Annotated in this window: 10 protein-coding genes and 1 pseudogene; 5 read left to right on the top strand and 6 right to left on the bottom strand. The window is 59.1% G+C overall.

The window, feature by feature from the left end; translation table 11 throughout:
- Positions 1-54: 54 nt before the first annotated feature.
- Complete coding sequence (locus HNR46_RS12730; protein WP_184019387.1) at positions 55-1,425, bottom strand: hypothetical protein; 1,371 nt, start codon at positions 1,423-1,425, stop codon at positions 55-57.
- A 101-nt stretch (positions 1,426-1,526) separates the two neighbouring features.
- Here HNR46_RS12730 and HNR46_RS12725 point away from each other — a divergent pair, with 101 nt between their 5' ends.
- Positions 1,527-2,831: an MFS transporter gene (locus tag HNR46_RS12725; RefSeq protein ID WP_184019385.1), complete on the top strand. Its 1,305-nt coding sequence runs from the start codon at positions 1,527-1,529 to the stop codon at positions 2,829-2,831.
- Here the strand turns inward: HNR46_RS12725 and HNR46_RS12720 are convergent, their stop codons facing one another.
- Complete coding sequence (locus tag HNR46_RS12720; RefSeq protein ID WP_343076038.1) at positions 2,832-3,260, bottom strand: YchJ family protein; 429 nt, start codon at positions 3,258-3,260, stop codon at positions 2,832-2,834.
- Between the two features lie 59 nt (positions 3,261-3,319).
- Entirely contained in the window at positions 3,320-4,264 is a 945-nt protein-coding gene (locus tag HNR46_RS12715) for an ROK family protein (RefSeq protein ID WP_184019381.1), read from the bottom strand.
- Between the two features lie 52 nt (positions 4,265-4,316).
- Between HNR46_RS12715 and fbaA the strand changes: the two genes are divergently transcribed.
- From fbaA to HNR46_RS20950, 3 genes and pseudogenes are all read left to right on the top strand, one after another.
- Positions 4,317-5,348: a class II fructose-bisphosphate aldolase gene (fbaA, locus tag HNR46_RS12710; protein ID WP_184019379.1), complete on the top strand. Its 1,032-nt coding sequence runs from the start codon at positions 4,317-4,319 to the stop codon at positions 5,346-5,348.
- A 232-nt stretch (positions 5,349-5,580) separates the two neighbouring features.
- Positions 5,581-6,273 (top strand): NUDIX hydrolase, encoded by a 693-nt coding sequence (locus tag HNR46_RS12705; RefSeq protein WP_184019377.1) that lies wholly within the window; start codon positions 5,581-5,583, stop codon positions 6,271-6,273.
- Positions 6,274-6,291: 18 nt separating this feature from the next.
- Positions 6,292-7,140, top strand: a pseudogene (locus HNR46_RS20950) (ADP-ribosylglycohydrolase family protein); the annotation flags it as partial.
- Positions 7,141-7,336: 196 nt separating this feature from the next.
- Here HNR46_RS20950 and mdoH read toward each other — a convergent pair.
- Genes mdoH through HNR46_RS12690 form a run of 3 tightly spaced genes read right to left on the bottom strand, consistent with a single transcriptional unit; the run spans position 7,337 to position 11,166 of the window.
- On the bottom strand, positions 7,337-9,328 hold the full coding sequence (mdoH, locus tag HNR46_RS12700; protein ID WP_184019375.1) for a glucans biosynthesis glucosyltransferase MdoH: 1,992 nt from the start codon (positions 9,326-9,328) through the stop codon (positions 7,337-7,339).
- 12 nt (positions 9,329-9,340) lie between these two features.
- Positions 9,341-9,613, bottom strand: a complete 273-nt coding sequence (locus HNR46_RS12695) for a hypothetical protein (protein WP_184019373.1) — start codon at positions 9,611-9,613, stop codon at positions 9,341-9,343.
- Complete coding sequence (locus tag HNR46_RS12690) at positions 9,610-11,166, bottom strand: glucan biosynthesis protein (RefSeq protein WP_184019371.1); 1,557 nt, start codon at positions 11,164-11,166, stop codon at positions 9,610-9,612. Before HNR46_RS12690 ends, HNR46_RS12695 begins: the two co-directional genes overlap by 4 nt.
- 123 nt (positions 11,167-11,289) lie before the next feature.
- On the opposite strand from HNR46_RS12690, the gene HNR46_RS12685 reads away from it, so the two are divergent.
- On the top strand, positions 11,290-12,066 hold the full coding sequence (locus tag HNR46_RS12685) for a VC0807 family protein (protein WP_184019369.1): 777 nt from the start codon (positions 11,290-11,292) through the stop codon (positions 12,064-12,066).

Raw genomic sequence — 12,066 nt, 5'->3', positions numbered from 1 at the left:
ATCCCGTTGATTGCCGAAAGCCCCGCGAATCCTGACGTCTCGCCGATTCTCGCATCACTTTCCTTGCGCACCCCGCAGCGCAGGATCGTCCAAATCCAAGCGATAAAGCACCTGATTGTACTCATATCTCGGTGTCTTCTCCGGATTGTCCGTAAACGTATGAGTATAAGTCCCCTCAAACAACAAAACCGGCTCCGCGGAATCATACAATGGCCAGTCAATCATCACGTTATAAAACGTGTAGTTTTCATGAGTGGCCACCTTGACCGCAGGTCCCCACGGCCCCTCGGGCGATTCTCCCTCCAAGTACCAGACCTCCCCGAACACAGAGGGCTTTCCGAACTTCTGTTGGACGATCATGATCCAACGTTTCCGATACTCACTCCAGGCGATGGATGCCGACGCCACCGTCAACGGCTCACCGCCACCCACGGTTTCGAAGGAAGCGGGCTGCGACACTTCCTGCCAGGTCGAGCGATCTTTCCATGCCTCAAAAGTCGGGGGGCACTTGAAGTCCGGGGGACCATTCATGTAGAGCCAATCTTTCCCATCAGGTCCCTTCGCAAGAATCGCGTGACCATCGGGATACGGCTTCGGCGGTGACTTTTGGTCCTCGCTCCGTTCCCAAAACTTCAGCACCGTTTCAAACTCCTTCTTAGAGGTATTCCACTCCATCAAGCCCATCTCCCCAGGAGCCAACATCTCGGGAATCTTGGCGTAGGTCGCCACCAAATGCTCCCTCCCGTTGCGATCCGGCAGCGCCACCAAAGCCGACAGCCAGGTCGGTCCCTTCCCGGGCACCGGTGAGATCGCACGCGGAGTCCCTTCCTTGTTCCTGAAATAATCGTAACGAATCGCTGTCGGTGGCTCCATCGAGATCAGACCGCCCACGCCCGACATCGCCCCGGATGTTTCGAAGATTCCCAAGGGATATGACGGCAGATTCGTATCTCCCCACAACCAGAACAAACCCTTCTCATACGGCGCCACTCGCACCGTGTCCGAGCCCGTGATCCCCGATTCCTGCCACTCGCCAAACTCCCCGCACTTCTGCGCCTCCGCAAACAAACCCGCTCCAGTCAATCGGCCCAATCGCTTGGCGATCTGCTTCCTTTCAACTCGGATCGTCACATTCCCCCCCGGCTCAGGAGTCACTCGCACTCCGCGATTTCCAAAGCCATCCGCGGGTGCTTCGTAACCATGGGAAAACACCTCCAACCATGTCGCCACCCCCATGTGTTCCGGCAGGTCAAAAGCCACCACCCCGGCATTGTCCGTCCAAAACGTCACATTGCCCGTGGTCCGAAGCTCCACCAAGGGCACCGGCCATCCGTTCTCCGCATCGATCACCGTCACCTTGCACGGCTTGACCTGCGCGAGCGCCAAACCACTCGCCGCCATCCAAAAAAGTAGAGTCTGAGTCATTTCCGGGTGACCCTCGAAACGCCCTCTTCACCCACGACCTTTCACCTTCCGGGATTTCTCGGTGGACGGCAGCGGACGATCACCGAAGTTGGTGCCGCATCATGCCGGAGAAACCTCGTCCCGAAATCCCCGACACCACCACCGCCGACCTGCGGCGGCTGCCGTCCCGGGGAATCCGCCTTCCGGACGCATTCTCCGCCTTCCAGCACCGGAACTACCGCATCTTCTTCACCGGCCAGGTCATTTCCCTTGTCGGCACTTGGCTCCAATCCACGGCTGAAGGCTGGCTCGTCTATCAGCTCCGGGGATCTTCCGTCGACCTCGGCTTCATTCGCTTCTCCAACATGCTCCCCTTCGCTCTGCTGGCGCTGTTTGGGGGCATCGTGGCCGACCGCCACGCCAAACGCAGCATTCTTCTTTGCACTCAGATCGCGTCCATGATGCTTGCGCTGCTCCTTGCCCTACTCGTCTGGCGAGGTGTCATCCAGGTTTGGCAAGTCGCCGCCATCGGTTTCCTGCTGGGCACCGTGAATGCCTTCGATGTTCCCGCACGCCAGTCCTTTGTCGTCGAACTCGTCGGCCGCAAAGACCTCGACAACGGCATCGCGCTCAATTCGTCCATGTTCAACCTGGCGCGGGTGATTGGTCCGGCCGTGGCCGGACTGCTCATCGGCATCGTCGGCATGGCCGGGTGCTTCCTCCTCAACGGCCTTTCCTACCTCGCCGTGATCGCTGGCTACGGCATGCTCCGGCTTCCTAAATTTGAAAAGCGTGCCGATCACCCGCCCGTCTTCCGGGCCCTGCGCGAGGCCGGCAGCTACATCCTCGGCAACGGCCCCCTGCGCGGCATCATGATGCTCGTCTCCACCTTCAGTCTCTTTGGCATCAGCTTCAATGTTCTCATGCCCGTCTTCGCCAAAGACATCCTCGGCGGAGATGCCACGACTTTCGGCACTCTCATGTCATTCAACGGCGGCGGCGCCCTTCTCGGTGGCCTCGCTCTCGCCACTTTCGGAAAGAAGTTTTCCCGTCGACATGTCCTCTACACCGGCCTCTTTGGCTGCAGCATCCTCAACTCCTTGTTCGCTTTTTCTCGCGTGCAATGGCTGTCCTGCGGGCTGCTGCTCTTCTCCGGCTTCTTCATGATCATCTTCCTGGCCACAGCGAATACCTCCACTCAACTGCGCTCACCAGATGATCTCCGCGGCCGCATCATGGGATTCTACTCGCTCGCCTTCCTGGGCCTCAGCTCGGTCGGCAGCCTCCTCACCGGCTTCCTCGCCAAACACTTCGGAGCTCCACAGGCCGTGGTCATCGGCACCTCCGTCTGTGCCCTGATCGGACTGCTCCTGTGGCGCCGCATCATCCCCCTGCCGGCGGAATCCACCTCAGGCCCCCCTGAATGATCAATCCCGGGAATCGAGGTACTTCCAATCCCCCTTGTAGCGACGGAACCGCGAAACCTCGTGCAACTCCTGCGGCTCCCCTTGCACGAAATAGTGGGCGACGAATTCCACCTTTCCAGTCTTGTCCTCCCGCTCTCCCTTGGCCGTTCCAAGGATCTCCAAACCGGCCCAATTCACCTGGTGGATGGTGCTCTCGATCTCCTTGCGCAACCCCGGCACTCGAGTATCCGGATGAGTCGTCTCCACCAAATACCCCGTGAGCCGAAAGTAGTAAGCACTGTAACGCGAACGCATCAGCATCTCCGCCGTCGAAGGCTTCGCCTTCGAATGATGATAGGGCATGCAGCAGGTCTCATACGAACGACCGCTTTTGCACGGGCAGGCGCCCTCGTAGCGAGGCCGCACAGGTTTGCCGGTAGATTTGCTCACGCGGCGGAGCATGCAACTCCCCCGCCCGCTTGGCCAATCCGGATTCTCTCCGTTTCCGCTTATTCTCCTAAAGCCTGCACCGCTAACAGCAGCGCACCCCGAATGCCTGCCTGCTGACCGTACCGCGGCGCCACCACAAATGGCTCCTCGCTTTCCGCCACTGGAAAATATCCCGCCGCTCGCTCACGAACCAACTTTTCCACCCGTGCGTGGAACCCCTCCGCCTGCGATACGCCTCCACCAATCACCACTCGCTGAGTCGAAACCGTCGCCAGCAAAGTCATCACCGCCTCCGCCAAATAGTGCACCTCGAAGTCCCATGCCGGGTGATCCAACGGCAGATCCTTTGCCTCCTTTCCCCAACGTTTCGCCATCGAAGGCCCACTCGCCAACCCTTCTAGACAATCGCCATGAAACGGACAAACCCCCTCAAAATCGTCACCCTTCGCCCGCACCGGCCGCCAATGACCGAACTCAGGATGCAGGGCTCCATGGACCAATCGGCCTCCTGATAGAATGCCTCCGCCAATCCCCGTTCCAATCGTGATGTAAGCAAGGTCCTGCAGATCTCCTGCCTCCGCCAGTGCCGCCGCATTCACGTCCGTGTCCAAGGCAAACGCCGCGTCCGGGAAAGCCGTTGCCAGCGCCCCTCGAATCGAAAAACCCTGCCAACCGGGTTTGGGAGTCGCCAACATCGATCCAAATCCCTCGCTGCTCGGATTCACATCCACCGGGCCAAACGCCGCCACGCCCACCGTCTGGGGATTTCCCCGCTCCGAAAACCATTCGATCGCCCGGGCAAACGTCTCCTTGCCGTCCGTCGTCTCATACCGGAACTCCTCGATGACTTCCCCGGTTTCCCGACCAATCGCCACCACCGTCTTGGTGCCCCCCATTTCAATTCCGCAGATCACGCCGCCCACCCAACACCACACCGGCAGGATTCTCCAACGGAAATCGCCCCGCTTTGCCCCTCCCCGCACCTCCTGCCTTTCGATTCGCATCCCTCATTCCGGGTTCGACATCCGCCGGGATCGCCGCTACTCCGCCTCCGTCATGCCAGTTGCAACTCCAGCGCAATACCGCGCCATGCTCGATGCCGCCCAACAAGGCGGATATGCCTACCCGGCCATCAACGTCACCTCGCTGCCGACCATCAACGGCGCGCTGCGTGCCTTCGCCGAGGCGAAAACCGACGGCATCATTCAGGTTTCCACCGGTGGCGGGCAATTCGCCTCCGGCAGCAGCGTTTCCGATGCCGCTTTCGGCGCCATCGTCCTTGCTGAAGCCACCCATCGTTTGGCCGAAAAATACGACATTCTGGTCGCCCTCCATACGGACCACTGCCACCCCGAAAAGGTCGATTCCTTCCTCAAGCCCCTTCTCCAAGCCTCCCGCAAACGCATCGCAGAAGGCAAAGGCCCGCTTTTCCAGAGCCACATGTTCGATGGTTCCGTCGTTCCCCTCGCCGAAAACCTCGAAATCTCCAAACAACTCCTCAAAGAGTGCGCCGAACTCGACATCATCCTCGAAGTCGAAGCCGGCTGCGTCGGAGGTGAAGAAGACGGACACGACACCTCCGGTCTTCCCGCCGAAAAGCTCTACACCACCCCCGAAGACATGGTCGCCGTCTACGAGGCCCTGAGCCCGATCGGACGCTTCCTCTTCGCTGCCACCTTCGGCAACGTCCACGGTGCCTACAAGCCCGGCGCCGTGAAACTGAAGCCCACCATCCTGCGCGATGGCCAAAAGGCCGTCACCGACAAACACGGTGCCGATGCAGAAATGGACCTCGTCTTCCACGGCGGTTCCGGCTCTGACCTCGCCGATATCCGCGAGACTCTCGACTACGGCGTCGTCAAGATGAACATCGATACCGACACCCAGTACGCCTTCACCCGCCCGATCGTCACCCACCTTTGCGAAAATATCGAAGGCGTGCTCAAGATCGACGGCGAAGTCGGCAACAAAAAGCACTACGATCCTCGTAGTTACCTCAAAAAAGCCGAAATCTCCCTGGCCAACCGCCTCAAGGAAGCTGCCGACGACCTCCGCTCGACCGGCAACACCATCTTTGGCAAGGTCTGAACTCACCTCGCGGATTCCCTCCGCTTGGTCAGCCTCCGTCAACACAAGCCGGTTCCAACCGGCCTCCTTCCTCTCAAGCCCGGCGCCAACCACGCCGGGCTTTTTCGCGTCCGTCGAGTCAGCGCCCCCTTCAGCGGAACTCCCCCCGGTCCTCCAGTTGGCGACACCTCCCCGCCATTCCGTCACACCATCCAAGCTTGCAATGGTGTCATTTTTACACGATAACATCGCCATGCCCTTCACCTACGCATACGCCCGCCCAGCGCTCACCACCGACTGCGTGGTCTTCGGACTGGACGAAGACGACATCAAAGTCCTGTTGATCCAGAGAGGATTGGAACCCTTCCGAGGCCAGTGGGCGCTCCCTGGAGGCTTTCTCCGTACGGGTGAAAGTCCTGACGATGGGGCGCGCCGCGAACTGCGGGAGGAGACCGGTTTGAGTGAGGTCTTTCTCGAACAACTTTACACTTTCGGCGAACCCGCTCGGGATCCTAGGGAGCATGTGGTGACGATCGCCTATTACGCCTTGGTCAATTTACTGGAGCACCCCCCCACACCCGCCACGGATGCCGACGATGCCGCGTGGTTCCCCTTTGACGAAGTCCCCCCCTTGGCCTTCGACCACGAACACATTCTAGCGCTCGCGAGAACCCGGCTTACGGCCAAGCTCCGCTACACTCCCGCCGCCTTTGAGTTGCTTCCCGAAAAGTTCACCCTCCCGGAATTGCAAAGCCTCTATGAACGGGTGCTCGGGCACACCCTGGATAAGCGCAATTTCCGAAAAAAACTTTCGAAGCTCGGGATTCTCATCGAAACGGACGAATTCCAGCAGGATGCCGCACGGCGGGCCGCTCGGCTCCATCGCTTCGATCACGAAGCCTATCAACGTCTCGCCAAAGCTGACGCCGATCTCACCCTGCTGTAGCCTTTTCCCTCCCGACGCATGACCACTGAAGAACGCATTCATGCTCTTCTCTTGGGGACCGCCATCGGAGATTCCGTAGGCCTGCCTGCTGAAGGGCTATCCCCCGCAAACATCGCCAAACGAGCTTGGGGATCCCCATGGAAACAACGTTTCATCGCTTCCAAGGGGATGTGGAGCGATGACACCGAGCATACCATCCTTCTCACCCAAGCGCTGAACCATTCCCATGGAGACCCCCGTGTTTTCCAGAGACACCTCGCTCGAAGCTTTCGGTATTGGATGCTTCTCCTTCCTGCGGGCGTCGGTTTCGCGACGGCACGTTCCATCATCAAACTGTGGTTCGGTTTCTCAGCGGATCGGTCAGGCGTTTTCTCCGCCGGGAATGGACCGATGATGCGCGCCGCCCTGCTAGGGCCCGCCTTTCCCCATCAACCAGAAAAGCGCCAAGCTTGGAATCGTCTCCAGACGCGCATCACCCACACCGATCCAAAAGCCGAGTGGAGTTCTCGAGCCATCGTCGAAATCGCCGCGCTTTTTGCCGAGGAGGACCATCCAACCACCGAACAGCTGTTTGAACGGGTGTCGTTCGCCGACAGCTCAACCGAATTTCGCCGGCTTCTTGACGACACTCACCGCAGCCTCATTGAGGGCGAATCCCTCGCGACATTGATCACTCGATGGGGAGGTCATCCACACCGCGGAATCAGTGGTTATGCCTACCATACCTTGGCCGCCATTCTCTACGTCGGAGTCCGCCATGACTGGCGTGCTGAGGTCGCCCTGCCGGAGGTATGGTCGCTAGGAGGAGACACCGACACCACAGGAGCCATTCTCGGAGCGCTTTGCGGCTGCCGCCATGGTTTATCCGAAGTTCCGAAAAATTGGACCCATGGCATTCTGGAATTCCCCGCGGGTCCAACTTGCTTTGCGACACTCGCAAAGTCGATCTGCCAAGGCCATCCTCTCCGGGTGCGGGGAGACCTGTCCCCACGGGTCGCCCTGCGCAATCTACTCTTTCTGGCCATCGTCCTCGGTCATGTGCTCATCCGTTGGATCCCACGCTTCACACCACGCGCTTCTCAGCTCCCGAAACCAAACCCTCCAGCACCCTTTGCCAGCTCGGAGAAAGGCGATCTGGCCACCGATTCCACAGCTCGAGATGCAGGCGACCTACGGCATCCGGATTCGCAATAAGAGTCATGCGTTCTTCCTCGGTCAGACCCGCGGGGCCCGCGCCAAGAAGATAGGGCTCCACCGATTGAGTGTCTCTCCCAGGATCATCGCCTAACAGCGCCAAATGAGCCGCATTCCAATAGGGATCCGCCAACAACAACTCGATGTCGTCGGAGGCGGGCGACGCCTTCATGGGAGCCTCCAAAACCTGACGCAGTTCCTGGGGGGGATCGAGTTCCTCAGGGGTCACCAGCAAACTCCGGAGGCCCTGAACCGGTCGACTCGTCCAGGATGAAACCCATGGACCCGCCAAAAGACCGCCGATCACCGGTGAGGCGAGCACAAGGGCCGACGCTCCACCGAGAAACCATGCCAGCCCCAGCAGTAGGGCCCCCATAACCACCTGCCAGCGGTGTGCTTGCCATGCAGCCCTCAGCGGGGTCCCGTCCGCACCTCGATTCTGAGCCTCCCATCCCACGGATTTCCCCAGAAGATTCCAGACCACAAAACGACTGTGGAAAGCCATGTTGATGGGTGCAAAAAGGGCGGAAAATGCCGTTTCCAACACCGCTCCCAACGCTGCCTTCCCCATCCCACCAAATCCTTCACGACGGGAACGATCAAAAAGCAAATCCACCACACATAGTAGCTTCGGAACAAACAAAAGCAGCGCAGTCAGCAGCAACAGCTTCGCCGCAGAAGACGCACCTGCGCTCCCCTCGGAAGCAAGAATCGGAAAGCCCAGGACAACCAAGAGCAACCACAGCGGCGATGCGGCATAGCCGAGAATGCCATTGATAAAATGGACCTTCGATCTCCACCGCAATCCCCGCGCGCCGAGCAACAAAGCGTGCTGCATATTGCCCTGACACCACCTTCGGTCACGCGTCGCGGCATCGAGCAATGACTGGGGCCCTTCTTCATAAGTCCCTTCCAGATCCGGTGCCAAGCGCACCTCCCATCCAGCCGCCACCAACAGGCTCGCCTCCACAAAATCGTGGGAAAGAATCGGCCCGCCAAAAGGTCGAGGTCCCGGAAGCTCCGGCAATGCACACTCGCGCACAAAGGGAGCGATGCGCAAAATCGCGTTGTGACCCCAAAAGTTCCCCCCGCTCCCCTGCCAATACGAGAGACCATCCATGAACAAGGGTCCGTAGAGTCGATTGGCGAACTGCTGCAACCGGGCATAAAGACTGCGCGCTCCCACCAATCGAGGCATCGTCTGAAGAAGCGCCACACGAGGGGCAGCCAGCATCCGGCGACGCAATTCCCACAAGGTCGGCCCCGTCATGATGCTATCCGCATCCAACACGACCATGAAGTCGTAAGCCCCGCCCCGCTCGCGACAGAAATCGGCGACATTTCCCGCCTTCTTGCCGTGGTTTTTCACCCGGTGGCGGTAGAAGACACGACCCTCCAACCCCTCGGAGCGCACCCATTCCAGCCAAGCTCTTTCCTCGGCCAGCCATGCTCCTGAGCGGTTGGAATCGCTGAGAATGTGGAGGTCAAAATGGCGTCCCTCTTCTCCATCCAGCACCGACCGGAACGTCGCTTTCAAACCCTGGAAAACCCGCTCAACGGGCTCATTGTAGATCGGCATGACGATGGCCACTTTCCCCTCTCCCGCGACTTCGGGGATCTCCGCTGCAGACGCTCGTCGGCGCATTGTCCAACGCAGGCATGCCCCCACGATCGCATGAGCAAAACCGAAGGCGAGATAGCTGAAGAGGATCAGAAACACCACGAACAGCATTCCTTCCGCCACCGTCCAGCCATCTTCCGACAGCACGCGGGCAAACAACAGAGCACCCGTGGATGCCAATACCAGAACCAGCCCAAAAAAGAGCCCAGCACGGTCCGACGAAGTGGTGATTCGGCTCATTCTGACGACTCGTTAGAATCCCCCCATCGCGGCAGCCATCGCCAGAGTTCCCATCACGCCGGAAGCCAGCAGGGACACGACGACAGCTTCACGAATGGATCGGACCCGCACCACGGGTTTCTCCCATACAAACTCAAAGGGTCGCGCATCCATCCCCACGGACTGTCCGGGCGGACTGAGATGCTGCCTAGATTGCTCGCGGAGGCGATGCATCGCTTCTTCCACGTTGTCAGCTTCGGTTCCGGACAACCGACGGTAAATTGCCGCCCGGTCATCAAGTGTCATTTCTCGGGATGCCATAAGTAACTCCAGGTTTCAGTGAGGGTTTGCCCTTCGGGCATGAGCTTTAGAAAACAGCGCAATTCGACCGGATCGAGATTGTGGTCGTCGGTATCGAGCTTGAAAGCGACACGCCATCCGCCCGTGAACTCGTTCTTGAAACAGCGGTTCTCGGTCACGAATCCGTTGTCGCTCGAGGTGATCTCCGCGAACACCTGACTATGCCGGTCAAGGCCCTGCAGCGTGGGCCCATCGAAATCGATCGTGAATCGACGGGTATCATCGTACGTCGGATCGACACCCACCCGGGTGGCCACCGCACGCTCGGGAGAGAGAGACTCTTCGAGGTGCATTTTCGCCTTCAGAACATACGAGTAGTGGAACGGATGCTCGGGGCCGATCGCCGGCATCGAATCCGGCTCGTAGAAAGAAACCACATTGTCGAAAGTCTCGTAATCAGTGGGCAGCTCCACCAGGCGCACTTTGCCGGGGCCAAATCCCTCACGGGTCTCCACCCAATAGCTCGGTGTCAGCTGATAGGGATTATCGAGGTCCTGATAGCTGGAAAAATCCCGGTCTCTTTGCATCAGTCCAAACCCTCGGGGCTCGCCCATCGCAAAGGCGGAATACCGAATGATCTTTTGATTCACCAGCGGCCTCCAAACCCATTCTCCCGTCGAGAGAGCCACCAGGAGTCCATCCGAATCGTGCACTTCCGGTCGCCAATCCCGGAAGCAACGCTCCTTGGAGTTCTCTCCAAACAGAAACATCGAAGTGAGTGGCGCCAAACCGAGGGACTTCACCTCCTTGCGGAAAAACAACGTCGCCTGAACGTCCACTTCCGTGCTCACACCGGGAACGATCCGGAACGCAAAGGCTCCCGTCGCGCTCGGGCTATCCAAAAGGGAGAACACCTTGAGTTCCCGGTCACCCGGAGCGGGTTTCACCAACCAATGTTCGACAAAATCCGGGAACTCCTCGAGCACTCCCGTCTGGGAGACATCCAAGGCCAGCGCCCGCGCCGAAATCCCATAGCGCTGATCCTGACCGAGAATCCGGAAATAACTAGCCCCCACGAACGATCCCACCTCGTCCCACTGCTCGGGGCCTCCGTTCAATGGATGCTGGATCCGGAATCCGGCATAGCCGGAAAGCTTCGACCAATCCACCTGGTCCTCGAGCACCAGCGAGCCGTAATCATAACGCGACGGATCAAAAGCAAGCGGCTTTACCTCCTCCCCATCGGAAGAAATTTCATGAAGAACCACCGGCCGCTTGAAAAGATATCCTGGATGAAAAAGTTCGAGTCGGAAGGGAGAGTCCTTTTCATCCCACAATCGGCCTTCTGGGCGGTTCGCGATCGCTCGATACTGATCATAAGTCAGTTCGCGTAAGGCTGGGGGCAACGCCTGATCGGCAGCGGGCTGCTCATAGTCCCGGGACGCCAGATCCTTGGCCCTCGCTTCAACATCGGCGATGCCGAATGCCTCCGCCACAGCAGGGAAAGGTGCAAAGAGCACCGTCCATGTCGTTCCAGCTGCCAGAATCGTCCGAATCACACCCACCCTTTCGCATCCGCCATGCCATGTGAAAGAAGCGACCCGAATGGCGCGTAGCCGACGATTTTCCTCTGGCTCTCCCTCGCAAGCCTGCTTGGGTCTGCACCCATCTCCACGATCTCCATGGCCGATCCCAAAACCCACCAAGAGCATCCTCTCGCGAACATCTTCGTCAACGTGCTCATTCCCGTCATGGTCCTCAGCTACCTCAGCAAGGATCCCGCCCTGCAGGAGCACCTGGGTAAGGAGGTGAAATTCTGGCACATCGGCCCCCTCAAGGCTCTGGTCGTCGCACTCGCTCTTCCACTCGGCTACGGCATCTGGCATTTCTTCAAAACCAAGAAGTTCAACTTCTTCTCGGGTCTGGGGCTCTTCTCGGTCCTGTTGACCGGTGGGCTCACCCTCTACCTTTGGAATCAGGACGGCACCGTCAAAGAACACGCGGGGATGCTCTTCGGGATCAAGGAAGCGGCCATTCCCCTTGCCCTTGGGATCGGGGTGTTGCTTTCCCAGCGCTCAACCACTCCCCTGCTGAATGTCTTCCTCTTTAACGATTCCCTTTTCGATATCCCAAAAATCGAAAATGCGGTCGCCATCCGGCAGGCTGAGTCCGGCTATCAGCAGGTCAAAAAGCAAGCCACCGTGCTCTTTGCATGTTCGTTTTTCCTCAGTTGCATTCTGAACCTCGGTCTCGCCCTCTGGTTCTTCCACGGCTTTGATCGGAACGCACCGGACGCGCTCGAACAATACAACGGCATCGTCGGGAAACTCACCGGCTGGGGCTTCGCAGTGATCGGTGCGCCCTTGCTGATTTTCCTCTTCTTCACTCTTCAGCGCCTCATGAAAGGGCTGCGCGAGGTGACCGGTCTCAACGACGAGGAATTGATGCTCCCCCGTTGA

The sequence above is a fragment of the Haloferula luteola genome, from assembly GCF_014201715.1.
GTDB lineage: Bacteria > Verrucomicrobiota > Verrucomicrobiia > Verrucomicrobiales > Akkermansiaceae > Haloferula > Haloferula luteola.
The sequence above is the reverse complement of the archived record's forward strand: the minus strand, read 5'-3'. Positions and strand labels throughout refer to the sequence as shown.